The organism is Sphingorhabdus sp. EL138 (assembly GCF_945890115.1).
In the GTDB taxonomy this organism is placed as follows: domain Bacteria; phylum Pseudomonadota; class Alphaproteobacteria; order Sphingomonadales; family Sphingomonadaceae; genus Sphingorhabdus_B.
Genome location: NZ_CAMDCK010000007.1, coordinates 1 through 23964, shown reverse-complemented (window position 1 = coordinate 23964; position 23964 = coordinate 1). Strand labels below are relative to the sequence as shown.

Sequence of the window (23964 nt, the reverse complement as noted above, 5' to 3'; positions counted from 1 at the left end):
TTGGCTTAGAAACGTGCGCGGAATCCTGCGTAGAAGTTACGTCCACGGAATGAGTAGATAGCGCTACCTGAACCAGTTGCAGTGGTGGCACCACGCGGTACGCCCTTATTCAACACGTTATCTACACCAACATAGAAACGAGATTCGGCGTTATTGCTATCCTTTCCGATATCAAAATCTATCCGCACGTCATGATACATTACCGACGAAAACTTCGTGTCTGGGAAGGCATCAACGTTAGATGGAGGTAAATCGTTCAACGTGAACAACGTGCTGTAACCATTAAAGAACATTGGGCCGATGTAGCGCAAGCGATAGCCAAATGTCACAGCATCATAACCAAAATCAAAATCCCAACGGAACTCATCCTTAGGATCACCAAGTTGTCCTAACAATCTTGTTTCAAACTTAGGATTAGTAGGATCTTGGAAGTTACTGATTTCAAAATTACGCGTGTAAATCAGGCTTGTGCTGAAATCTACTGGGCCTAGGTCTGTGCGGTAGGCCAGATTGACATCAACGCCGCGACGTTTGCGATTTGCAAAGTTCAACGGTGCATTAATCAGAGAGTTACCCAAAACACGACCAGGCGTTTCTCCCAACGGACCTGTACCGGGACCAGCCCAACGCGTGAACTGACCACAGAAGATGTTGTTCAACGTTGGTGAGTCATAGCACTGGTTCACAATCCCTTGCGGAGAAACACTGGAAATAATGCCCTTAACGTTAATGTCGTAATAATCGGCTGACAAACTCAACCCGGGAACCCAGCGTGGCTGGATGACAACACCATAGGTATAGGAGTCAGACTCCTCAACACTCAAATTAGGGTTAGAACCGCTAACAATAGGTAAAGATTGTGTGATGTTGGTGAAGGTTGCAAGGTTAGCGGCACCGACCGCAGCTAGGCAGTTAGTTGCCCGGATACCCGACCCAATTGATGCCGGGTTGCAAGGATCAACGAAGCCGTTTGAAAAGTTTGGTACCAACGGAAAACCGGTTTCCGACACGTTGGGTGCACGAACCGCGCGGCTGTAGTTTGCCCGGAAGCGAACATCCGCAACCGGCGCATAGTCTACGCCCCCATTGTATGAATACACTGTTCCGGCCTTACCCTGATATTGAGCCACTCGACCTGCCGCACTCAACGTAAGCTCTTGCGCAAATGGTAAGTCCCTAAGCAACGGCGCACGAAGTTCGCCAAATGCTTCCTTCACCACAAAAGCCTTGGGCTTAAAAGTGGGAATAGAAACAGCATTGGTAAAGCCATCTGTTACGAAACTGTCCTGAACATATGAAGCGTTCTCGCGCCGATACTCGGCACCAATTGCAAAACTGAGCGGACCGCCTGGCAACTCAAACAACTGGCTTGCATCACCTGATACAAAGCCAGAGGCAATGAATTGGTCAAGCGACGCCGTAGCAGTAAAAGTACGTGCAAAATATGCCACGGAAGCAGAGTTATCCGGCGATCCAAAAGGATTGTAAGGCACGCATGCCGCGATGTCGGCTGCTAAACGAGCCGCATTTGCAGAGGCTGGCGCAGCAAAGCCAACAAGAGGAACTGCCGATGCTGTATCAAACTGCGAACGACACTGAACAGCACCAGTAACAGGATTACGACCCGCATCCATTGCGAGCGCAAAACGTTGCCGATCTATAAAACCGTCCTGCGTGGTATCTTCCTTAAACTTTCCGTAGTTAGCCGAAAGTTCGTAGCTCCAGTCGTCATTAAACGTGCCACGAACCCCGCCAACGACACGGAAAGTGTCACGCTGGAACCGAGCATCGCGAAGGCCAACGTCCAGAAGGTTGCGCGAAGCAACAAAGCGGTAGCTCCCATTATTGACGTTTGTAATGTCTGTAGCTGTCAAGTTACCAGCAGCCGGGCATGTGACCTGCAGATCTGTCCGACAACCAGAGGCCAGAATAAGGCCGGCAAGTGTAGCGCGATCTGCTGAATTGAGAAACGGATTATCTAGACGAGGACGTTCACGAAAATCCGCCGTCCCACCGGTCCCCTGATTAAACGAGGGGCCAGCGTTGTTACCCAAAGCATTTACACGGTTCCATTTTGCCTCGATGAAAACATCGGCAGCATCGCTAAACTCGAAGTGACCCAGAAAGTTAAAGCTTAAGCGCTCATTAAAGGGCAGCACGGAAACCGTTTTTCCTTCACGGCCAGTTTGACCATTACTGTTTACGATTGCCGAGTTTATCCCCGTACCAAAGCGTGTCCCTGTTTGTTGTGTAAGGCGACCAGCATCCGAAAAAAAGTACGTACAATTGAACGCCGCACCAGCTGTATTAGGGCCTCCATTGTTTGGCGTTGTTGCGTTGCCACACGCGCCTGCATTCGGAACGTTACGCTGGTTGATAGGAACAAGGCTGTTGTAGTGAATTGTCGTGCTGCTGATGTTGGTAAAGAAGGCAGTGTCAACAAATCCGTCGCCGCCATTTACAATTCCAGCACCTCCATCCGCATCGATAGTTAGGAAGTTATCATTCCTGCGAAATGCAGGAACGTCTGATGCAAAAACACGCTCGGATCGAGCATATTCACCATGCACCGTTACGTTACCCTTGCCGCCCGCAAAATTCTTTCCGTACATGCCAGAGATGTATTGGTTTGCGCCGAAGCCTTCTTCGGCAACACTTGCCTGCGCCCGCAGTTGGAGACCGTCATAGCTTTTGCGCAATACAAAGTTAACGACACCAGCAATCGCGTCCGAACCGTAAACAGCGGAGTTGCCGCCCGTTACAATGTCCACGCGCTCGATCAAATCGTTTGGAATGGTGTTAGTGTCTACCGACACTGCGTTAACCAAAATGTCTGCAGGAACGTGCCGGCGACCATTAACCAAAACAAGTGTACGCGAAGTCCCAAGCCCGCGAAGATCAAGCAGGTTTAGTCCAGCGATACCGATGCCCAAGCCAGGATTCTGTTGTGCGAAGGTGCTGCGCAGTTGCGGCAAGTCGTTTAAGGTATCCCCTACGCTTGTCTGACCTTGCTGAAAAAATTGCTCGCCGATGATCGTTGTTACCGGAATAGTAGACGTCAGGTTAGGGCGCCGGATGCGTGATCCAGTTACCGTGATAGCATTACCAGCATCTTCGACCACCTCAGTAGTTTTGACAACGGCTTCTTCTTTGGCTTCCCCTTCTGTCGCAGCGGTTTGAGCAAAGGATGGTGCGGCGGTAAAAAGCGCGAGGCTGAGCGCCGAACCCGCCAATAGTAAATGTGATGTTTTCATGTGAAAGCTCCCCAGCTCAAATTTTTGTTTATTCATTACGAATATAGCATGCAGTTATAATTGCTTAAACGGTAAAGCTTCGGTCGGGTTCATATGCAAGAGTTGCAGATGACATTTGGTCATTTTCTTCATGTGTGTGACTATAATATCACATGTACTTACAGGATGGGGCATGCGACCCTATCAAAAATAGGAACGCTGTTAACTTGGTTGCAATCTAAATTGAAAAATGGATGGAATATGCGTGCTTTTAACTACGCCGCATCCTTTTTGCGTGAAAGATAGGTGCTAAACCTTGCATCCCTTCACCAATGTTGCAGTGCACTATGACATAGTGCTATCGGGGCGCAGCTTTTCCGAAAGGACCAAATATGGCACGTACGGCCAACAAATATGGTGATGGCCCAATCATCATTAAAAAATATGCCAATCGCAGGCTGTATAATACGCAGTCCTCGAAATATATCACTCTTGATTTTCTCGCTGAACTTACCCGCAAGGATGTTGACTTCAAGGTTGTCGACGCCAAATCGAATGCGGATATCACGCACGGTGTCCTCACACAGATCATCATGGATGAAGAGAATAGCGGGCAGCAGATGTTGCCGGTCGGCTTCCTGAAGCAACTGATCGCAATGTATGGGGATTCCATGCAAGGGATGGTGCCGCAATTTTTGGAAACGTCGATGGACAATTTCCGCAAGAATCAAAGGCAAGTTCAAGAAGTGATTGAAACGGCGATCACTTCTGGTCCCTTTGGCCATTTGGCAAAGCAGAATATCGAATTCATGCGCTCTGCGCGGGAAGCATTGATGCCGAATTTGGGGAACCTCACGGGTAAAAAGCCGGAACGCGATGAAAGCGTTGCTGAGCTCAAGCAACAAATCACGGCGCTGCAAGCGCAGATCGACCAAATGGCCGCTGACCGCGCCTCATAACTTTTCTTTGAATAGCAGGTAAGACTTTGATTAAAAATGCTTTAAGCGTCACCCGCGCGCAAAATTTCGCTGGTTGGTATCAGGAAGTCATTTCAGAGGCGGATTTGGCCGAAGAATCCGGTGTGCGGGGATGCATGGTTATCCGGCCATGGGGCTATGGCATGTGGGAACGCATCCAGAAGCTGATGGATGCAGAGATTAAGGCCGCTGGCGTTGAAAACTGCTATTTCCCATTGTTCATCCCCTTATCCTTCTTTGAAAAAGAGGCGGATCATGTCGAAGGCTTTGCCAAAGAAATGGCGGTTGTTACGCATCACCGCCTTGTCAGCGATGGCAATGGCAAGCTGATCCCAGACCCCGGATCGAAGCTGGAGGAACCGCTTGTCGTTCGTCCAACCTCAGAAACGGTGATTGGCGCAGCGATGAGCCGCTGGGTGCAAAGCTGGCGTGATTTGCCGTTGATGGTCAACCAATGGGCCAATGTTGTGCGCTGGGAAATGCGGACACGCATGTTCCTGCGCACCAGCGAATTTTTGTGGCAGGAAGGGCATACCGCCCATTCCGACCGTGCAGATGCAATGCAGGAAACGATGCGCGCGTTGGAAATGTACCGCGCCTTTGCCGAAGGTCCATTGGCCATGCCCGTCGTTGCGGGTGAAAAGCCCGAGAATGAACGTTTCCCCGGCGCGGTTGCAACCTACAGCATTGAAGCGATGATGCAGGACGGTAAAGCGTTGCAGGCTGGCACGTCGCATTATCTCGGTACTGGCTTTGCCGAAGCATCCGGCATCAAATATCAGGATAAGGAAGGCAATCAGCAGTTCGCGCATACGACAAGCTGGGGCGTGTCCACGCGCATGATTGGCGGCGTTATCATGACCCATGGCGATGATGATGGCCTGCGCTGCCCCCCGCAAATCGCGCCGCACCAGATTGTAATCATTCCGATGTTACGGGACAATGACGAAGACGAAGCGGTGTTGGCCTATTGCCGGAGCTTGCGGTTGGAATTGTTGGCGGCCAAGGCCTTTGGCGAACCATTGCGCGTGTTGCTGGATACCAAAGCAGCAAAGGCATCAAACAAGCGCTGGGCCTGGGTCAAAAAGGGCGCGCCGATTATTGTTGAGGTTGGGCCACGCGATATGGCGGAAGGTAAGGCAGCGGTAATCCGCCGCGATCGCCTATATAAGGACGACGGCAAGCTTGCGACCGCATTCACACCGCGTGCCGAATTTGTGGCGTCTGCGCCTGCGTTGCTGGAGGATATCCAGAATGGTTTATATGCTGAGGCAAAAAAGCGGCTAGAGGCAAATATCCGCCGTGATGTCACCGACCTTGCCCAACATTTTGCCGGCGATGAAGCGGGTTTTGCAGGCTGGGTCGAAGTGCAATGGTCGCGGCCAAGCGGCGCGGCGCTCGACAGAATCGTTTCCGAACTCAAGGCGCTGAAACTCACCATGCGCAACAGCCCTATCAACGCCGCCCCCGGCCACGGCGCTTGCTTCTTTACCGGCGATCCGGCGGTGGAACGGATACTGATCGGGCGGACTTATTAGAATATGACGAAATATGCGCAGTTTGAAGGGCTTCCCACAAGAGATCAGATCCTTGAATTTATCAAGACGTCTAAGGACCCTGCGGGCAAACGGGAAATTGCGCGGGAATTTGGTTTGCGTGGGCATGAGAAAATTGCGCTGAAGGCCTTGTTAAAGGACATGACAGACGAAGGGCTGATCGACATGGCCCCGGGCCGTGCCTTTCACAAAATGGGCGGCTTGCCGAAGGTTACTGTGCTCAAGGTCGTTGCGATTGATGGCGATAATGCGGTGGCGGTGCCGGAGCATTGGGAAGCAGAAGGCATTCCGTTACCCAAGATTCGGGTGATAGAAACCAAAGGGAATCGCGGCGCCTTAGGGATTGGGGACCGCATATTGGCGCGCACCGAAGAGCGCGGCAGCGGCCATGTCGCGCACGTCCTGAAGAAGCTCGAAAAAGGTAGCGAGCAGATATTGGGCGTAGTCGAAGGCGGGGAGAATGGCCGTTTTTGGCTTAAATCCGTCGACAAAAAAGCGCGATTTGATACGCAAATTGGTGACGTTGGCAATGCCAAGGCCGGGGAATTGGTGCTCGCCGAATTGACGGGTAACGCACATAAAAAATCGGCGCGGGTGACCCAAGTCTTGGGCGACCCATTTGCGCCCAAAAGCTTCAGCCTGATCGCCATTCACAAGTTCGGTATTCCTTTTGAAATGCCCGAAGCCGCCGAGCGTGAGGCTGAACGTGTAAGGGAACTGCCGGTCACCGACGACCATCGGGAGGATCTGCGCCATTTGCCCATCATCGCCATCGATCCACGCGATGCCCGCGACTTTGATGACGCCATCTGGGCCACCCCGAATGCGGATACCGGCGGCTTTGATGCGATCGTCGCGATTGCGGATGTGAGCTATTATGTTCGCCCCGGTAGCGCATTGGACCATGAGGCGTCGAAGCGTGGAAATAGTGTCTATTTTCCCGACCTCGTTGTGCCGATGCTGCCGCACGCATTGTCTTCGGATAAATGCTCGCTGCGGGCAGGGGAGGATCGCGCTGTACTTGCCTGCCATCTCGCCATCGGCAAGACCGGGCAGGTGACGTCATGGCGCTTTACCCGTGCTGTTGCCCGAATTGCGGCCAATATCCCTTATCCAGATGCGCAGGCAGCTATCGATGGGCAGATGGAAAACCCGTTGCTGGAAACGCCGCTCAAGCCGCTTTGGGCGTGCTGGAGATTGCTTTCTATCGCGCGGAACAAGCGCGGGCCACTGGAACTGAACTTGCCTGAAAAGCGGATTACGCTTGACGATCAAGGCCGGGTGACGGGTGTTGCCGAACGCGAACAGTTGGAAGCGCATCGTTTGGTCGAAGACTTTATGATCGCCGCAAATGTCGCCGCGGCCAAGGCGCTGGAAGCAAAAAAGTCGTCTTTGATTTATCGTGCGCATGAACCGCCAAGCCGCGAAAAGCTGGTGGCGTTGAAGGAATATCTCAAAACTTTTGACATCGAATTTGCGCTGGGTCAGGTGGTTAAGCCTGAGACATTCAACGCGATACTCGAAAAAATTATCGACGAAGAAGTGCGTCCGCAAATTATGGAAGCCGTCTTGCGCAGCCAGACGCAGGCATATTATGGCCCAACTAATGTGGGGCATTTTGGTTTGTCATTGGGTAGCTATGCGCATTTCACCTCGCCAATCCGGCGCTATGCCGACCTAATCGTGCACCGCGCGTTGGTGAGCGCTTATGGGCTTGAGATGCCCAAACCAAAACTCAAGGATGTTGAGCCCATCACCGGCTTGACCGAGGCCGCGATCATGAAGCTTGCAGCCACCGCCGAAGCCATCAGCCGCACCGAACGCCGCGCGATGGAAGCAGAGCGTGAGACAACGGACCGCTACATTGCCGCCTATCTGTCCGTGCAAGTCGGGCAAATCGTTCAAGCGCGGATTACAGGTGTTCAGAATTTTGGTTTCTTTGCAACTGTACAAGGGGTTGGCGGCGACGGCTTAGTCCCTGTCTCAACCTTGGGTAAGGATTATTTCCATTATGACGAGGCAAGCCAAACATTGATCGGCGAGAAAACACGGCAGGAATATCGACCGGGCATGTGCCTCGAACTGCGATTGGCCGAGGCGAACCCGATTTCAGGTGCGCTGCGCTTTGAATTGCCGGAGGGCGGAAGCTACGCGCCAGACCGTTTCAAGCATAAGGGCAAACCCAAGGCGGGCAAATATGATGCGGGAAAGCGCGGTAGGCCGGGGAATATCCGGCATCAGGGGAAAAGGCGTTAGCTTGCTTCACACCGTCCTAATAGAATAAATGTTCGTCATCCTGAACTTGTTTCAGGATATCAAAGCCCGCCGTGCGTTATCCTGAAACGAGTTCGGGATTACGAGGGGGGAGGTTGAAACAAATTCAGGGTAACGAACCCGTATAGCTTAACTCAACTCATCCAATTGCGCATCGCTGAGCGATCCGGGAATAACCATGACCGGGCAGGGCAAGGTTCCGGCATTCACACCCGTAAAGTGGCTAATCAACGGACCAGGTGCGCCTTGGGCGGCGGCACCCAGAACGAGTGCAGCGATACCGGGATGTTCCTCCAGCATGACTTTTACAACATCAATAGCCTCGCCGGGCTTAACCGTAATATCGGGACGAACACCGATTTCGTCGAAGATCGAACCGGCGGCCGCCGTCACAAGCTGCTCCGCCCGATCGCGCGCTTCTGCCTCCATCGTTGCCTGAACACCCCCCCATGCGACAAAATCTGCCTGTTCGACCAACGCCAAGATATGCACCGCGCCGCCGGTTTTCGCAGCACGGCGTGATGCAAAGCGCAGCGCAAGACGCGCTTCTTCGGTTTCGTCGATAACCACCAGATATGTCCGCATAGTTTCCCCCGGGGCCTACTTCACCCGCAGCATTTCATGAATTTGCACAGCCTGCGCGAAATTTAAAGGATTGGCAACCTCATCACGCTTGACGCTTGGGAAAGCTTGGCTATTCGGAGAACCATAACGACGTCTATAAAAGGCTAGTACCCGATGCCCATAGAACTAAAAATGCCCGCGCTTTCACCCACGATGGAAGAAGGCACATTAGCCCGCTGGCTGGTCAAGGAAGGCGACAAAGTGTCTTCTGGTGATTTGCTGGCCGAAATTGAGACCGATAAGGCCACAATGGAGTTTGAAGCGGTTGATGAGGGTATCGTCACGAAGATATTGGTGGCCGAGGGAACCGATGGCGTAAAGGTCGGCGCGGTTATCGCGATGATTCAAGGTGAGGATGATGAGGATGCGGTTGCTGGTCCTAGTAGTTCTGTTGCCCTCCCCCAGCCCCTCCCGCCTGCGGGAGGGGAGCAGGTTAAGTCTGTGCCTGAAACCAAATTGGTTGCCCAACCTGCCATAGCTCCCCTCCCGCAGGCGGGAGGGGTCGGGGGAGGGCCAGCGCCATCGCACAGCAATGACCGCGTCAAAGCCAGCCCACTCGCCAAACGCATTGCCGTGAACAAAGGCCTTGATCTGACATCAGTCGCCGGCACCGGTCCAAATGGCCGTATCGTGAAAGCAGATGTAGACGCGCTCTCTGGCGAAAGCCGGAGCCCTGTTGTGGCCACCGCTTTGAATGCGGGACCTCGCGCGGAAGCTCCCATGGCTAACCCCGTGGCGATTAGCACTGACATCCCCCATGAGGTCGTCAAGCTGAGCAATATGCGCAAGACGATTGCGCGCCGTTTGACCGAGAGCAAGCAGACCGTTCCGCACATTTACCTGACCGTAGATGTCCGCTTGGACGCATTATTGAAGTTGCGCGGCGAATTAAATGCCAGCCTCGAAGGCCGCGGCATCAAGCTGTCGGTCAACGACATGCTGATCAAGGCGCTCGGCCTTGCGCTTATGCAGGTGCCCAAATGCAATGTCAGCTTTGCTGGCGACAATATGCTGCAATACGCCCGCGCCGATATCAGCGTGGCTGTTTCGGTGCCCACTGGCCTGATTACGCCCATCATCACCGATGCTGCGAACAAGTCACTGTCCAAAATCTCGACCGAAGTCGCTGAACTTGCGGGCAGGGCCAAGGATGGCAAGTTGCAACCGCATGAATATCAAGGCGGCACCGCGTCGATTTCCAACATGGGCATGATGGGCATCAAGCAATTCGACGCTGTCATCAACCCGCCACAAGCGATGATCCTCGCGGTCGGAGCAGGGGAAAAGCGGCCCTATATCGTCGATGACGCTTTGGCCATCGCCACGGTTATGAGCGTCACCGGCTCCTTCGACCACCGTGCGATCGACGGCGCAGACGGCGCGATGTTTATGAAGGTGTTCAAGGAACTCGTCGAGAAGCCTTTGGGGTTGGTGGCGTGACGTTAGAAAAACGGAGCCTTGAAATGCGCGGTAGTCATGTCACCACCTAACCCCTCTCCCCTTGCGGGAGAGGGAGGGGCCCGCCGCGCAGCGGTGGGAGAGTGTGGGGTCGTGTCGCGGCAAGCGACGTCGGCTACCTTAGCGCAAGTTCAATCGCGGCACGAGTTGCTTAAAAATCGTGCGCGATCTATGCGCGCCAACCCCACCGTTGCCGAACGGAAGCTTTGGTATATTCTGCGGGACAAGCGGCTGAATGGGCTTCGCTGGCGTCGGCAACAGGTCATCGACGACCGGTATATTGTCGATTTCATTTGCTTCGAACATAGGGTGATTATCGAGGCAGATGGGAGCCAACATGCCGAAAATGACATGGATGCCGCACGCGATACTTGGCTGAAACAGCAGGGTTTTACGGTTCTGCGTTTCTGGAATGCGGACATCTTTAACAATATGGAAAGCGTAGTCGAAACAATCATCGCTGCCCTCCAAAATAATGCCGCACAGACGTGCGGCGACCCCACACCCAACCCTCTCCCGCAGGGGGAGAGGGCTTTAGAGAGAAGCCAAAATGTCTGATTATGATCTCATCGTCCTTGGTTCTGGCCCCGGTGGCTATGTTGCCGCGATCCGTGCCGCGCAGCTTGGACTGAAAGTTGCGATTGTCGAGCGTGAAAATCTCGGCGGCATTTGCCTTAACTGGGGGTGCATCCCGACCAAGGCGTTGCTGCGTTCGGCGGAAATCTATCATTATATGCAGCATGCGGGCGAGTATGGCCTGACGGCGGCGAATATCAGCGCGGATATTGACGCGGTGGTGAAACGGTCGCGCGGTATCGCCAAGCAGTTGAATCAGGGCGTCGCGCATTTAATGAAGAAGAACAAAATCACCGTCCATATGGGTGATGGTAAGCTCACTGCGCCAGGCAAATTGACTTTCACCAAAGACGGTAAAACCCAAGAATTGACCGCAAAGAACATCATCATCGCCACTGGCGCGCGCGCGCGCGATTTACCTAAAGCGAAGGCCGACGGAAAACGCATCTGGACCTATCGCCATGCCATGGTGCCAGCAGAAATACCGACAAAGTTACTGGTTATTGGCTCAGGTGCCATTGGTATAGAATTTGCAAGCTTTTATAATGACATGGGTGCAAAAGTTACCGTTGTCGAGATGATGGACCGCATTGTGCCAGTCGAAGATGCGGAAGTCAGCGCGTTTTTGGAGAAGGCGCTTAAAAAGCAGGGTATGGACATTCGCACGTCTGCAGGGGTCGGTTCCGTAACACCGTCCGAAACACACGTAAGCGTTGAGATAAAGGCCAAGGATGGTGCCGTTACGACAGAGGAGTTCAGCCATGTCATTGTTGCAATTGGCATCGTTCCCAATGTCGAGAATATTGGACTTGAGGATTTGGGCATAGAGCCTGACAAACGTTACCACATTAAAACGGATCCCATGGGCCGGACCAATGTCGCAGGTATTTGGGCAATTGGTGATGTCACCGCCCCGCCATGGCTGGCGCATAAGGCAAGCCATGAAGGCGTGATTGCGGCTGAAGCCATCGCCGGCGGCCACCCAGTTGCAATGGACCCGCTGAACATTCCGGGCTGCACTTATTGCCATCCGCAAGTCGCAAGCGTCGGCTTGACTGAGGCCAAGGCAAAAGAAGCAGGCTATCACGTCAAGGTCGGCAATTTCCCCTTCTTGGGCAATGGCAAGGCAATCGCTTTAGGTGAGGCAGAAGGTTTTATCAAAACTGTATTCGACGCCAAGACCGGCGAATTGCTGGGCGCGCATATGGTCGGCGCGGAAGTCACCGAGCTGATCCAAGGCTATACCATTGGCAAAACCGCCGAGTTGGTGGAAGCCGATTTCATGCACACCGTATTCCCGCATCCAACCTTGAGCGAGATGATGCATGAGAGCGTGCTCGGCGCTTATGGTAAGATGATTCATATGTGAGTGAGGCGGTTGGAACCCATACACCAATACAACCGTCACCCTGAACTTGGTTCAGGATGACGTTCATTATATAAGGTTGACGTCCATGATATAAGGATGAAGTCGTTTTCGCTGTCCTACACCGCCATTTTTTGCCATCCTTTGGGATAACAAAAATATGTAGGATAAACGGGTATGACATATAGTGTGAACTTGCTGAAGAATCTGCGGGTCTTGGCGATTTCTGGCGGCTTTATTTTGTCCTCGACTGCACAGGCACAAACGACGGTCATTACTGCTGAGAAGATGGTTGATGTTTTGACCGGTAAAACGGTTGATTTTCCTGCTGTGTTTGTCGGCGCGGATGGCCGCATCACCAGCATCGCCGATGCCCGCACGGTAAAATGGGGCAGCGATGTTGCGCATATCGACATGTCCGGCAAAACCATATTGCCCGGCCTCATTGACATGCATGTCCATCTCGACAGCCCCGCCGATATTGGCGGTTATCGCGGCCTTGAATTCACCGACAGCTTTTGGGGCATGTCCGCCGTCGGCGCAGCGCAAGCTATGCTCAAGGCGGGCTTTACCACTGTGCGCAATGTCGGTTCAGACAACCGCAATGACATTGGGCTGAAACAAGCCATAGAAAATGGCTATGCAACTGGGCCACGCATTGTTCCTGCTGGCTATGCCTTGGGGGCAACTGGCGGTCATTGTGACTCAACCTTCCTCCCGCCAAGCCTTGAAGGGGCGTCGAAGGAGGAAGGCATTGCCGATAGCGAAGATGAATTGCGTTATCAGGTGCGCCGCCAGCGTAAATATGGCGCTGAAGTAATAAAGGTGTGCGCCACAGGCGGCGTGTTTTCGCGCAATACCGAACCTGGCCAACAGCAGCTTTCCGAACGTGAGTTGCGCGTCATCGCCGATGAGGCGCATCAATGGGGCCTGCGCGTTGCGGCACATGCCCATGGCGGTGACGGTATTAAGGCCGCGATCAAGGCTGGCATCGACACGATTGAACATGCAAGTCTTGTCGATGATGAAGGCATAAGGCTTGCCGCCGCGCGCGTGCGTCCTGTGTGGTTCTCGATGGATATCTTCAACACGGATTATACGCAGGCCGAAGGCGCGAAAAATGGCGTATTGGAGGACAATTTGCGCAAAGACCGCGAAGTTGGGCAGATCCAGCGCGACAATTTCCGTAAAGCGCACAAAGCTGGCGTTAAGATGGTCTTTGCCTCTGACGCGGGCGTGATGCCGCACGGTCTTGTCGGCGGGCAGTTCAAGGTCATGGTCGAATATGGCATGACCCCGATAGAGGCCATTCAGGCCGCAACCCGCAACGCCGCTCAAGCGCTTGGCCGTGAGAAGGATGTGGGAGCCATTGCCGTTGGTCGCTTTGCGGATATCATCGCCGTGGATGGCGATCCCTTGGCCAATGTGCGGGAGTTGGAATCCGTCGACGCCGTTGTGAAGGGTGGTAAAATCGTCCGATGAATGCATTATATCAATCTGCCATAGCGCATTGATTGCGCCATGATGATTGTGTAAACTGTCACCACACATGGTCGTAAAACCATTCGGGAACGAATATCAGGGATTTTGAAATATGATCACTATCATCGCAACCGCATTGCTTAGCATGGCCGCCATGAAGGGCGATGCCATGGACAACGCACGCAAGGCGTATAACAACTGCATGATTGAAGTCCACAATGTTGCAGTCGCGGAAAAAGCCTCTCCAAGCGCGTTTATCAAAACAACCGATACGGCATGCCCAACAGAACGCGCAGCCTATAAGGCGATATTGGTGAAGTCCGAGCGTTCTTATGGATCAAGCCAAGCCGAAGCCGAAAAGTTTGCAGCCGAAGAAGTCCAGATGCTGATCGACTCGGTGGTGACGAGCTTTAATGAAAATGTTGAGGGTGGCTCAAAGTTGACACCGGAGAAGTAGGGGCTGCAACACGCCATGTCGGTGACGTGTTAGGTCTCTATGCATGCAACCATAACCGGGGCTTTATTCACGGTAGGCACTATTAAAAATGCCACTATAAGTGCTTAAGGCGGAGCAGGCTGCTTTCGCTAAGGCTTCTTCTTCGTTTTCAGAGAGATGCAAAACATCAAGATCGTGTCGAAATGCCTGCCACTCGCGTTTCCGATTTTCAGCATCAACGCGCAAATTAAGGTGATTGGCCTTTGGGTCTGTTAGGAGTTGCGTCAATCCGAAATCGACAAATTGGGTGGCATATAACCAACCCATCCTTGGAAGTAGGCCAAAGGGCACGCTGCGGCCATGACCGGAAAACTGTACATCTGGAACAATGTGCCGGGGCGCTTTAGGCTCAAATACCTGCGGTTGGCGGATATCGAAAAAGGGAAAAAGCAACCGCTTGATATTAGGATCATCATAAACGGGTTTGACCATCTGATGATAATGCACGTGCGCCAGCAGTAACCGTTGACAATTGGTCTCGCTCATCACGGGCTGATGTGATTCAATGCAATCAATCACCAAATCGCGCGCATGGCTGGTTTTGACTGCCAACCATTTAGATAGCGACCAACTATCGGACAAAATATTATGTTCCATATGCAAATTATGGCCCGTAAAAATTTGAAAGCGCACAAAAGGGCGCAATCAATCCAGCGCCCTGTGCAACTATGTGCTGATCGATGAATGGACAATGGCATATGTCGATATCGCACAGGCCAGTCTGCGCCCTAACGCCAAATTCCATTTTGCAATTCATGCCCATGCCGTGATGCTGTAATTAATTCTGCGACGTTTTCCAGTCTCGTTTGATTTTTTTGGCTAGGCTCCATTTATGTACTTCGGTGGGGCCGTCATATACGATGGTTGAACGTCGGATTGTCAGCGGCGACGACACTTACGGCGTGGTTGGGCGCGCGTTGCTGTCGGCGTTAGCCGATAATGACCCATTGCGTGTGCGCAGAATGGACGTTCGGTTTTCACGACCTGTTGAACCGGGCGAGACAATCCGGACGGATATTTGGATTGAGAGTGATGGAAAAGCAGCATTTCAGTCGACAAGTATTGAAGGTGATGTCACGGTTCTGTCGAATGGATATTTTGTGTTTACGGCTTAAAAGTCAGTCATGAATAGCGAAAAGAGATATTCGTTTTTTGTATCGCTGGTAAAGGGAACGTCATGGATAACGACATTTTTGATCAGTTTATCGAGCAGCTTCAGCGTTATGTTCGCGAGCGTTTAATTCCTGCCGAGAAGGAAATCCTCGAAACAGATATCATCCCGGATTCAATTTTGGCCGAGATGCGGGACATGGGCCTTTTTGGCCTGACAATGCCTGAAGAATATGGCGGATCGGGAATGAATATCCAGCAATATGTCCGGACAATCCGTGAATTGAGCTATGCCATGCCATGCTATCGCTCGATCACGTCGATCAACATTGGAATGGTTTGTTCAGCGTTTAAAAATGGCGGTACTGACGCTCAGAAATCTGAATGGTTGCCGCGATTGGCAGCAGGTGAAGTGGCCTCTTTTGGCCTGACCGAGCCTGGATCCGGTTCGGATTCCGCCGCTATGCAAACCATTGCCGTAAAGTCCGGCAATGGCTGGGTATTGAACGGGACAAAGCGCTACATCACCAATGCGCCGTTCGCGAAGGTCGCGCTTATCATGGCCCGTACCAGCAAAGAAGCACTTCCCAAAAATGCCCATGTTTCGGCCTTTATTGTTCCCATGGACACCGCTGGCGTCACTGTTGGTAAATCCGATAAAAAAATGGGGCAGGCGGGAAGCCATATTGCCGATATCATCATGGAAGATGTAAAATTACCCGCTGATGCCATATTGGGCGGCGAAGAAGGTAAGGGCTTTGCTTTTGCAATGCAAAGTTTAGACAATGGCCGGCTTTCGGTGGGAGCCGCGGCCACGGGTTATGCCCGCCGCGCACTCGACAGCGCATTGCGCTACGCCAATGAACGTAAAGCGTTCGGTGAGCCAATTGCCAATTTTCAACTTATTCAGCAAATGCTGGCGGATAGTGATATCGAAATCTATGCAGCTGAATGTATGCTTGACGATGCTGCTCGCCGTGCTGATGCAGGCGAGAATGTCCTGCGGAAGGCGGCGGCTGCAAAGGTGTTTGCTACCGAAATGTGTGGGCGCGTTGTTGACCGCGTGGTTCAAATTTACGGTGGCGCTGGCTATCTCGCAGAATATGATGCGGAACGTTTCTACCGTGACGCCCGCATTTACCGGATTTATGAAGGCACAACGCAAATTTTGCAGCTTCAAATTGCCAAACATATGCTGCGTGAATGGGCTGCCCAATCCTGATGTCGGAAGCCTGATGCATGTATAATTTGTTAGACGGTTTAAAAATTATCGAGGCGTCGTCCTTTGTGGCGTCGCCGACGGCGGGCCTATATTGTGCGCAGTTCGGCGCAGAGGTTATCCGTGTCGATCAGGTTGGTGGTGGCCCGGATTATCATCGCTGGCCAGTGACTGAGGCGAATGACTCATTATATTGGGAAAATCTAAACCGCGCAAAAAAGTCGGTGGCACTTGATTTATCTAGCCCACAAGGGCGAGAAATACTTCAGGAATTGGTGCGCGCTACGGGCCAATTTATTACTAATTTCCCAGCAGAGGGCTTTCTTTCGCACGCAAAACTAGCGGAAGGACGCGCTGATCTTGTAACCGTGCGGGTCATGGGCTGGGCCGACGGTGCGCCAGCCCTTGACTATACCGTGAATAATGCCGTTGGTTATCCCATGATGACTGGGCCTGGTCCCGAACCCGTCAACCATGTTCTGCCGGCTTGGGACGTCATCAGCGGTGCTTATGCTGCATTTGCCATGCTGGCCGCCATTCGCAGGCGCGAACAAACCGGGGAGGGCAGTGAAGTACGCATTCCCCTGTCGGACGTCGCCATTGGCACAGTGGCCAATCTCGGCGGTATAGCCGAAGTGCTGCATAACAAAGCTAATCGTCCTCGGCTTGGCAACGCGGTCTATGGTTTGTTTGGACGTGATTTTGTCACCAAAGACAATATACGCACGATGATTGTCGTTGTCACACACCGCCAATGGGCAAATCTAATCGGTGCGCTTAGTTTGGCAACTCAAGTCGAAGCGATAGAGGCAGAGCGCGGCGTTAGCTTCGCCAAAGACGATGGACTTCGCTTTGAACATCGAGAAGCGCTTTATCCGTTGTTTGAAAGGGCAATTGGTTCGCTCGATCACGCGGTAATGGCTTCAACGCTTGATGGGGCAGGAATTGTTCATTCGGCCTATCGTACCATGTTGGATGCTGCGCATGATCCACGCTTGGTCGGCAAGAATCCCATGTTTTCCGCCTTTGACGCGAACCCATCTGGCTTCAATTATCCTGCCGCTGGTGCCTTTGGCAGTATTCCCCAATTGCAGCGTGGTGACGCAAAAGCAGCGCCGCGCAATGGGCAGCATAGCGAGGAAATATTGAGCACGTCGCTCGGACTATCCTCAGGCGAAATCGCCCGTCTCATCGACTCTGGAATATTAGGAATTGCCACATGAATACGCTTCGCCGTGCCGCTATTGTAGCCCCTATTCGCACGCCCGTCGGCAAATTCGGCGGTGCGCTGTCGTCGCTCAACGCAGGTGACTTGGGCGGTATCATCCTCAAGGCACTGATCGAGCGGACGAAGATTGATCCGGCCCGCGTCGACGACGTTGTCTTTGCCCAGGGCTATGGCAATGGCGAAGCACCCTGCATTGGGCATTGGGCGTGGCTTGCGGCGGGGCTGCCCATTGAGGTGCCTGGTTATCAAGTCGACCGTCGTTGTGGTTCCGGCCTGCAAGCCATCGTGAATGCCGCAATGATGGTTCAAACGGGGGTAAGCGACATTGTCGTAGCCGGTGGGTGCGAAAGCATGTCAAATGTTGAACATTACACCACGGACGTTCGCAAAGGCGTTCGTGCGGGCAATCTGACGCTGCATGATCGCCTGACGCGTGGGCGGGTGATGAGCCAGCCTGTCGAGCGTTTTGGCGTGATTAGTGGTATGATTGAGACCGCTGAAAATTTGGCGAAAGACCATGATATCAGCCGCGAAGCGTGCGATGCTTATGCAGCACGGTCACACCAGCGCGCGGCGGCGGCATGGGCAAATGGCCTGTTTGACGATGAGTTGGTGCCCGTGCGCATCGCGCAAAGGAAAGGCGATCCAATCATCTTTGATCATGATGAAGGCTATCGCGCCGATGCGACGCTCGAAACAATGGCTGCTTTACGGCCGCTTGAAGGTGGCGTGGTGACGGCAGGCAATGCGAGCCAGCAGAATGACGCAGGCGCGGCTTGCCTTGTTGTCGCCGAAGACAAATTGGAAGAGCTTGGGTTAGAACCCATAGCCTATTTCCACAGTTGGGCTGCAGCTGGCTGCGAGCCTTCGCGCATGGGCTATGGTCCGGTTCCTGCAACGCAACGTCTGTTTGCGCGCAACGGCTTGAGTTGGAACGACATCGGCCTTGTCGAGTTGAATGAGGCATTTGCGCCGCAAGTACTAGCCTGTCTCAAGGGCTGGGGCTGGGCAGACGATGACAGCCGCCATGACATGCTCAACGTCAACGGGTCGGGTATCTCGCTTGGTCATCCTATTGGTGCAACCGGGGGGCGTATATTGGCGAACCTGACCCGCGAAATGCATCGCAGGGACGTCCGTTTCGGGCTTGAAACGATGTGCATTGGCGGCGGCCAGGGGATTGCGGCGGTATTTGAACGCGCATGAGTTTTGCAGCCGCTCTACAAGCTGCGGAGCGTTACTGCGACGCGGCAAAATCGGCACTCGTGGCGCGTCTGGCGCAGCGTGCTATGGAAACAGACCAACGCGCCGCGCATGGCTTTGCTTGGGTGGCCACCAGTGTTGCGGCTTTGGAAGCCGTTAGCCGATGGCTCGACAGCAATGACGGTGGAACGCAGCTTGACCAGCATGTGGCGTCTCTGATTTTTGCCGAAACCTTGGGACAACTGACTGGCGGTCTGCCGATGGGGCAGAACGAGATTTTTAGACCTGTGGATCTTGGTATCGTCAGTGCCGCAGCATTGCTTGCCCATGATTGCACTTCTTGGTTGAATGATAACCAAGCAGAAACCCGTGCAGCGGTGGCACAGGCCTTGGCTGATGGTCAAATGCCAAGCGAGAATCTTTATGACGCTGAATTGGACGTTATTCGCGACCAATATCGGCGGTTTACAAATAGCAGGATTTTACCAAACGCGCACAAGTGGCACCTTGCAAATGACTTAATCCCAGATGAAACCATATCTGAAATGGCGGATCTTGGCACTTTCGGGGTGTGTATTCCCACGGAATATGGTGGTTTGGGATTATCGAAGCTGGTGATGTGCGTCGTGACAGAAGAGCTGTCGCGCGGGTGGATTGGTGCAGGGTCGCTGAGTACTCGGTCTGAAATAGCTGGCGAGTTGATCGCGATGGGTGGCACACACGCGCAAAAGGCCCATTGGCTGCCAAAAATCGCCAGCGGTGAAATATTGCCAACGGCGGTGTTTACCGAACCTGACACAGGTTCCGACCTTGGCGCATTACAGACGCGGGCGCGGCGGGATAATAGGCATTGGGTAATCGACGGGGCAAAGACTTGGATTACCCATGCAAGTCGCTCTGACCTCATGACTATGCTCGTGCGCACAGCGCCCGATGTGAATGGCTATGCGGGGCTGTCCATGCTGCTGGTGCCAAAGCCGCGTGGAACAAAGGCGGACCTATTTCCTGTTGAAGGCATGTCCGGTAGCGAAATAGAAGTGCTGGGTTACCGCGGTATGCGCGAATATACCCTGCAATTTGATGCTATGATTGCCCCTGATGATGCTTTGCTGGGCGGTGAAGAGGGACAGGGCTTTAAGCAACTGATGCGCACATTCGAAGGCGCGCGTATCCAGACCGCAGCGCGCGCCGTGGGTGTTGCAAAACGCGCGTTAGAGCTTGGCCTCGATTATGCCGTTAACCGCAAGCAGTTTGGCAAGGCCATCATCGGGTTCCCGCGCGTAGCCGACAAAATCGCAATGAGCGTGGCTGATTTCGTGATGACCCGTGAACTGACTTACGCAGCAGCGCGTGCTAAGGATTCTGGCAAGCGCTGCGATATTGAGGCGGGCATGGCGAAGCTGCTGGCAGCCCGTGCTGCATGGAGCAATGCCGATTCGAGCTTACAAATTCATGGCGGCAATGGCTATGCGCTTGAATATGAAATTAGCCGTGTTTTGTGTGATGCGCGGATTTTGAATGTTTTCGAAGGCGCCGCAGAAATTCAGGCGCAGGTAATTGCAAAAGGTTTGACGGGAGTTCGCAATTCATGAGTATTTGGGACGCGTGGATTGGGCGCGAGGAATTGCGGACAGACCGCATCGACAATGGTCTGGCAGCACGTTGGCTTGCGACATTTGATCGTGAAGCGCCTACCGATGGCAATGTACCACAGGGGCTCCATTGGTGCTTATGCGTACCGGATGCCGCGACTGCGCAGCTTGGCCCTGACGGACATCCCGTGCGTGATGACAGTCTAGCCAGTTTTCTTCCACCGATAGCTTTACCGCGCAGAATGTGGGCATCCAGCAAAGTGGATTTCTTTGCGCCTTTGCATATGGGTGAAGCGGTCACCCGCACGTCGCGCGTGTTATCCATCACCGAAAAATCAGGGGGTTCTGGCCAGTTGGTATTTGTTGATGTGGCGCATGAAACTTTTGGCGAGGCAGGGATTGCGGTTCACGAGGTTCAGAGCATTGTATATCGTGAGGCGGCCGCGGTTGGTGCGGATTTATCGCCACCAAAATCGGCGTTAGGAGCCGTTGATTTAGAGGGTTGGAGCAGCCACCGGATGCTCACGCCAAGCGAGCCGATGCTCTTCCGGTTTTCCGCGCTAACCTTCAACAGCCACCGGATTCATTATGATTTACCTTATGCGCAAGATGAAGAGCGGTATCGTGGCCTTGTCGTCCACGGCCCGTTGACCGCGACATTATTACTGGATTTGGCGCGGCGGGAATTCGGCGACAATGCACTCGCACATTTTAGCTACCGGGGCCTTTCGCCTGCCATTTGCGGTGAGGCTTTGCATCTCGTGATGCGCGGCTCAGGTAATGAAATCGAAATGGCGGCTTTTGCTGGCGACGGACGGCAAGTGACCGCCGCAACAGCCCAAAGGAAATAATATGATAACTGAAAGCGAAGGCATCAGCGAAATCCGCCGTGCAGTGCAGGCTTTATGCGCTGAATTTCCCGGTGCTTATTGGCGGGAAAAAGATAGCGAACGCGCATATCCTTCCGAATTTGTCGATGCTCTGACCAAAGCAGGGTTTCTCGCCGCCCTGATCCCGGAAGCTTATGGTGGTTCGGGGCTAAAGCTTGATGCTGCAGCCGTGATCATGGAAGAAATTCAGGCAGCCGGCTGCAATGGTGCTTCGGCCCACGCACAGATGTATATCATGAACACGTTGTTGAAATATGGCAGCGAAGAACAGAAGCAGGAATATCTGCCACGTATTGCAACAGGAGAGTTACGTCTGCAGGCCTTTGGTGTTTCTGAACCAACCAGCGGCACGGACACGCTTTCGTTGCGGACTGTCGCTGTGCCGGACGGTGACGAATATGTCATCAATGGCCAGAAGATCTGGACCAGTCGTGCGGAATATTCTGACCTAATGATGTTGCTGGCACGCACGACCCCGCGTGAAGACGTGGCCAGCAAGACCGAAGGGCTCTCCATCTTCTTGGTTGATATGCGCAAAATGGTCGGGAACGGCATGACCATCAAGCCGATCCGTACGATGATGAATCATTCAACAACCGAAGTTTTCTTTGACGATATGCGGATTCCAGCGTCTGCACTGATCGGTGAGGAAGGCAAGGGGTTTCGTTATATTCTCTCGGGCATGAATGCAGAGCGCATATTGATTGCTGCGGAATGCATTGGTGACGCCAAATGGTTTATCAAGAAAGCGAGCGACTACGCCAGCGAGCGCAATGTTTTTGGCCGCGCGATCGGTCAGAATCAGGGCGTCCAATTTCCTATCGCCCGTTGCTATGCGCAAATGTGCGCGGCGGAGTTAATGGTGCATCATTCGGCACAAGTGTTTGATGCAGGCGGTAATCCCGGCGCAGAAGCCAATATGGCCAAGCTGCTGGCGTCCGAAGCAAGTTGGGCCGCCGCGGACATGTGCGTCCAAACCCATGGTGGCTTTGGTTTTGCCGAAGAATATGATGTCGAACGCAAATTCCGTGAATCACGTCTTTACACCGTTGCCCCGATCAGCACGAACCTGATCCTAAGTTATCTTGCCGAGCATGTTCTCGGTCTTCCCCGCAGCTATTAACGCAAGGATACGCCATGAATTTCGAACTCGCTGAAGAGCATAAAATGCTCAAAGACCTAACCCGCAAATTTGTGGAATCCCAGCTTATGCCGTTAGAAAGCATTGTGCTAGCGCGCGAGACAGAGGGCAAAGGCAGTTATCTCACCATAGACGAACAGGCGCGGGTTGATCTCGTGTCAAAGGATTTAGGACTGTGGGGTCTGGATGCGCCGGAGGAAGTGGGCGGGATGAACCTGCCGATGGTTGCCATGGTTGGTGTTGGCGAAGAACTTGGCCGGACCGTTACCCCTTACACAATCCCCCCAGATTCCCCCAATTTACGCATGATGATGGCGGCGGCGGATGAAAAGCAGCGCGAACATTATCTAGCGCCTTATGTGCGCGGCGAGACGATCTCTGCTATTGGTATATCGGAACCGGGCGCTGGAGCCGACCCGCAACTGATGAAGACTACCGCAGTTCAGGATGGCGATGACTGGATTATCAACGGCCGAAAAATATGGATTACAAAGGCAGACGAGGCAGATTTCACCATATTGATGGCCGTGACGGACAAAAATGCCGAAGGCCGAAATGGCATGTCGGCATTTCTCGTCGACCGCGAAACACCGGGATTTAATGTCCTACGCAAAATCCCTATGATCGACGGCACGGCGACCTATGAAATCGCGCTCGACGATTGCCGCGTTCCAGGCTGGAAATTACTTGGCAAGCGCGGACAGGGGTTTTTGCCAATGCAAGTCCGTTTGGGCACAAGGCGGATAGAAATGGCGTCATGGTCAATTGGCATGGCGCAGCGCGCGCTGGATATGATGATCGACTATGCCCCGCAACGCGTGACTTTTGGTAAACCGCTGTCGTCCCGCCAAACTGTGCAGAATTGGGTTTCTGATGCCGCTACGCGGATACATGCTATGCGGTTGATGACTTACGACTGTGCGTGGAAAATGGATGAAGGGCGCGACACCAGGCAAGAGATTTCGATGATCAAATCCTATTGCACCGAAACTGCCTATGACATTGTCGACCATGCGATGCAGATGTTCGGCGGGATGGGTATGACACGCGAAATGCCGCTTTATCTGCTGTCCAACAAGTTACGGACTATGCGCATTTATGATGGGCCAAGCGAAATTCACAATTGGGTGGTCGCACGGGACTTGCTCGGAACGCGTGACTGAATTAACCGATAATAATACAAACGCCGGAGGAGGGCGCGTAATCATGGCTTATGAAACAATATCCGTTGACGTATCTGATAAGATCGCGACCATCACCCTCAACCGTCCTGAACGGATGAATGCGTGTTCTCTAGATATGGCTGGGGAAATAAATGACGTCCTTTCAACTGGTCTTGGCGATGCCCGCTGCCTTGTCATTACGGGCGCAGGACGCGGATTTTGTTCAGGCGCAGACTTGTCCGCTCGCGGAGAACGCTCGATTTCGGGAGGGGAGGGTAGCTATATCGCTTTGACCCGGCATTATAACCCGTTGATGATGAACCTTGCCCGTCTGAATATGCCCATCGTTACCGCCATCAACGGCGCCGCTGCAGGC

General features: G+C 53.2%; 20 protein-coding genes. 17 read left to right on the top strand and 3 right to left on the bottom strand.

Annotated features, from left to right (window positions below; genetic code table 11):
- Positions 1-5: 5 nt before the first annotated feature.
- On the bottom strand, positions 6-3290 hold the full coding sequence (locus Q0O07_RS04615) for a TonB-dependent receptor (protein ID WP_295490968.1): 3285 nt from the start codon (positions 3288-3290) through the stop codon (positions 6-8).
- Between the two features lie 335 nt (positions 3291-3625).
- Here Q0O07_RS04615 and phaR point away from each other — a divergent pair, with 335 nt between their 5' ends.
- Genes phaR through rnr form a run of 3 tightly spaced genes read left to right on the top strand, consistent with a single transcriptional unit; the run spans position 3626 to position 8022 of the window.
- Positions 3626-4192, top strand: coding sequence for a polyhydroxyalkanoate synthesis repressor PhaR (gene phaR, locus Q0O07_RS04610; RefSeq protein ID WP_295490965.1), 567 nt, complete (start codon positions 3626-3628; stop codon positions 4190-4192).
- A 26-nt stretch (positions 4193-4218) separates the two neighbouring features.
- Positions 4219-5748, top strand: coding sequence for a proline--tRNA ligase (gene proS, locus Q0O07_RS04605; RefSeq protein ID WP_295490962.1), 1530 nt, complete (start codon positions 4219-4221; stop codon positions 5746-5748).
- 3 nt (positions 5749-5751) lie between these two features.
- Complete coding sequence (gene rnr / locus Q0O07_RS04600; RefSeq protein WP_295490959.1) at positions 5752-8022, top strand: ribonuclease R; 2271 nt, start codon at positions 5752-5754, stop codon at positions 8020-8022.
- Between the two features lie 147 nt (positions 8023-8169).
- Here rnr and Q0O07_RS04595 read toward each other — a convergent pair whose 3' ends face one another.
- On the bottom strand, positions 8170-8625 hold the full coding sequence (locus Q0O07_RS04595; RefSeq protein WP_295490957.1) for a universal stress protein: 456 nt from the start codon (positions 8623-8625) through the stop codon (positions 8170-8172).
- Between the two features lie 153 nt (positions 8626-8778).
- On the opposite strand from Q0O07_RS04595, the gene Q0O07_RS04590 reads away from it, so the two are divergent.
- The 5 genes from Q0O07_RS04590 (at position 8779) to Q0O07_RS04570 (ending at position 14003) form a co-directional block, all read left to right on the top strand.
- Positions 8779-10104 carry a pyruvate dehydrogenase complex dihydrolipoamide acetyltransferase gene (locus tag Q0O07_RS04590; protein WP_295490954.1) on the top strand — a complete coding sequence of 442 codons (1326 nt, stop codon included), beginning with the start codon at positions 8779-8781 and terminating at the stop codon, positions 10102-10104.
- Positions 10105-10140: 36 nt separating this feature from the next.
- A complete protein-coding gene (locus Q0O07_RS04585; protein ID WP_295490952.1) occupies positions 10141-10680 on the top strand; it encodes an endonuclease domain-containing protein in 540 nt (179 codons plus the stop codon).
- Positions 10673-12067 carry a dihydrolipoyl dehydrogenase gene (gene lpdA / locus Q0O07_RS04580; protein WP_295490949.1) on the top strand — a complete coding sequence of 465 codons (1395 nt, stop codon included), beginning with the start codon at positions 10673-10675 and terminating at the stop codon, positions 12065-12067. The genes Q0O07_RS04585 and lpdA overlap by 8 nt, the downstream gene beginning before the upstream one ends.
- A 174-nt stretch (positions 12068-12241) precedes the next feature.
- A complete protein-coding gene (locus Q0O07_RS04575) occupies positions 12242-13546 on the top strand; it encodes an amidohydrolase family protein (RefSeq protein WP_295490946.1) in 1305 nt (434 codons plus the stop codon).
- 112 nt (positions 13547-13658) lie between these two features.
- The gene (locus tag Q0O07_RS04570; protein WP_295490943.1) at positions 13659-14003 is read left to right on the top strand and encodes a hypothetical protein; all 345 of its coding nucleotides are present in this window, start codon (positions 13659-13661) and stop codon (positions 14001-14003) included.
- Between the two features lie 63 nt (positions 14004-14066).
- Here Q0O07_RS04570 and Q0O07_RS04565 read toward each other — a convergent pair whose 3' ends face one another.
- Positions 14067-14639 carry a hypothetical protein gene (locus Q0O07_RS04565; protein ID WP_295490940.1) on the bottom strand — a complete coding sequence of 191 codons (573 nt, stop codon included), beginning with the start codon at positions 14637-14639 and terminating at the stop codon, positions 14067-14069.
- Between the two features lie 263 nt (positions 14640-14902).
- On the opposite strand from Q0O07_RS04565, the gene Q0O07_RS04560 reads away from it, so the two are divergent.
- The 9 genes from Q0O07_RS04560 to Q0O07_RS04520 form a co-directional block, all read left to right on the top strand.
- Entirely contained in the window at positions 14903-15157 is a 255-nt protein-coding gene (locus tag Q0O07_RS04560) for a MaoC/PaaZ C-terminal domain-containing protein (RefSeq protein ID WP_295490938.1), read from the top strand.
- A 62-nt stretch (positions 15158-15219) separates the two neighbouring features.
- Positions 15220-16374, top strand: coding sequence for an acyl-CoA dehydrogenase family protein (locus Q0O07_RS04555; protein WP_295490936.1), 1155 nt, complete (start codon positions 15220-15222; stop codon positions 16372-16374).
- A gap of 17 nt (positions 16375-16391) precedes the next feature.
- The gene (locus tag Q0O07_RS04550; RefSeq protein WP_295490933.1) at positions 16392-17594 is read left to right on the top strand and encodes a CoA transferase; all 1203 of its coding nucleotides are present in this window, start codon (positions 16392-16394) and stop codon (positions 17592-17594) included.
- Positions 17591-18805, top strand: a complete 1215-nt coding sequence (locus Q0O07_RS04545) for an acetyl-CoA C-acetyltransferase (protein WP_295490931.1) — start codon at positions 17591-17593, stop codon at positions 18803-18805. The genes Q0O07_RS04550 and Q0O07_RS04545 overlap by 4 nt, the downstream gene beginning before the upstream one ends.
- Positions 18802-20394 (top strand): acyl-CoA dehydrogenase family protein, encoded by a 1593-nt coding sequence (locus Q0O07_RS04540; protein ID WP_295490928.1) that lies wholly within the window; start codon positions 18802-18804, stop codon positions 20392-20394. The genes Q0O07_RS04545 and Q0O07_RS04540 overlap by 4 nt, the downstream gene beginning before the upstream one ends.
- Positions 20391-21245, top strand: coding sequence for a MaoC family dehydratase N-terminal domain-containing protein (locus Q0O07_RS04535; protein WP_295490925.1), 855 nt, complete (start codon positions 20391-20393; stop codon positions 21243-21245). Before Q0O07_RS04540 ends, Q0O07_RS04535 begins: the two co-directional genes overlap by 4 nt.
- A gap of 1 nt (position 21246) precedes the next feature.
- Entirely contained in the window at positions 21247-22407 is a 1161-nt protein-coding gene (locus tag Q0O07_RS04530) for an acyl-CoA dehydrogenase family protein (protein ID WP_295490922.1), read from the top strand.
- 14 nt (positions 22408-22421) lie between these two features.
- Complete coding sequence (locus Q0O07_RS04525; RefSeq protein ID WP_295490919.1) at positions 22422-23588, top strand: acyl-CoA dehydrogenase family protein; 1167 nt, start codon at positions 22422-22424, stop codon at positions 23586-23588.
- 43 nt (positions 23589-23631) lie between these two features.
- A partial coding sequence (locus tag Q0O07_RS04520; protein WP_295490916.1) for an enoyl-CoA hydratase-related protein occupies positions 23632-23964 on the top strand: 333 nt, incomplete at its 3' end.

What these genes read in the sequence shown, in the direction of transcription:
- Q0O07_RS04555 (WP_295490936.1), top strand. Translation starts at nt 15,220, where the DNA reads ATGGATAACGACATTTTTGATCAGTTTATCGAGCAGCTTCAGCGTTAT.
- Q0O07_RS04565 (WP_295490940.1), bottom strand. Translation starts at nt 14,639, where the DNA reads ATGGAACATAATATTTTGTCCGATAGTTGGTCGCTATCTAAATGGTTG.
- Q0O07_RS04595 (WP_295490957.1), bottom strand. Translation starts at nt 8,625, where the DNA reads ATGCGGACATATCTGGTGGTTATCGACGAAACCGAAGAAGCGCGTCTT.
- Q0O07_RS04560 (WP_295490938.1), top strand. Translation starts at nt 14,903, where the DNA reads ATGGTTGAACGTCGGATTGTCAGCGGCGACGACACTTACGGCGTGGTT.
- Q0O07_RS04540 (WP_295490928.1), top strand. Translation starts at nt 18,802, where the DNA reads ATGAGTTTTGCAGCCGCTCTACAAGCTGCGGAGCGTTACTGCGACGCG.
- Q0O07_RS04545 (WP_295490931.1), top strand. Translation starts at nt 17,591, where the DNA reads ATGAATACGCTTCGCCGTGCCGCTATTGTAGCCCCTATTCGCACGCCC.
- phaR (WP_295490965.1), top strand. Translation starts at nt 3,626, where the DNA reads ATGGCACGTACGGCCAACAAATATGGTGATGGCCCAATCATCATTAAA.
- Q0O07_RS04550 (WP_295490933.1), top strand. Translation starts at nt 16,392, where the DNA reads ATGTATAATTTGTTAGACGGTTTAAAAATTATCGAGGCGTCGTCCTTT.
- Q0O07_RS04530 (WP_295490922.1), top strand. Translation starts at nt 21,247, where the DNA reads ATGATAACTGAAAGCGAAGGCATCAGCGAAATCCGCCGTGCAGTGCAG.
- Q0O07_RS04590 (WP_295490954.1), top strand. Translation starts at nt 8,779, where the DNA reads ATGCCCATAGAACTAAAAATGCCCGCGCTTTCACCCACGATGGAAGAA.
- Q0O07_RS04585 (WP_295490952.1), top strand. Translation starts at nt 10,141, where the DNA reads ATGTCACCACCTAACCCCTCTCCCCTTGCGGGAGAGGGAGGGGCCCGC.
- Q0O07_RS04570 (WP_295490943.1), top strand. Translation starts at nt 13,659, where the DNA reads ATGATCACTATCATCGCAACCGCATTGCTTAGCATGGCCGCCATGAAG.
- lpdA (WP_295490949.1), top strand. Translation starts at nt 10,673, where the DNA reads ATGTCTGATTATGATCTCATCGTCCTTGGTTCTGGCCCCGGTGGCTAT.
- Q0O07_RS04615 (WP_295490968.1), bottom strand. Translation starts at nt 3,290, where the DNA reads ATGAATAAACAAAAATTTGAGCTGGGGAGCTTTCACATGAAAACATCA.
- Q0O07_RS04575 (WP_295490946.1), top strand. Translation starts at nt 12,242, where the DNA reads ATGACATATAGTGTGAACTTGCTGAAGAATCTGCGGGTCTTGGCGATT.
- Q0O07_RS04525 (WP_295490919.1), top strand. Translation starts at nt 22,422, where the DNA reads ATGAATTTCGAACTCGCTGAAGAGCATAAAATGCTCAAAGACCTAACC.
- Q0O07_RS04535 (WP_295490925.1), top strand. Translation starts at nt 20,391, where the DNA reads ATGAGTATTTGGGACGCGTGGATTGGGCGCGAGGAATTGCGGACAGAC.
- rnr (WP_295490959.1), top strand. Translation starts at nt 5,752, where the DNA reads ATGACGAAATATGCGCAGTTTGAAGGGCTTCCCACAAGAGATCAGATC.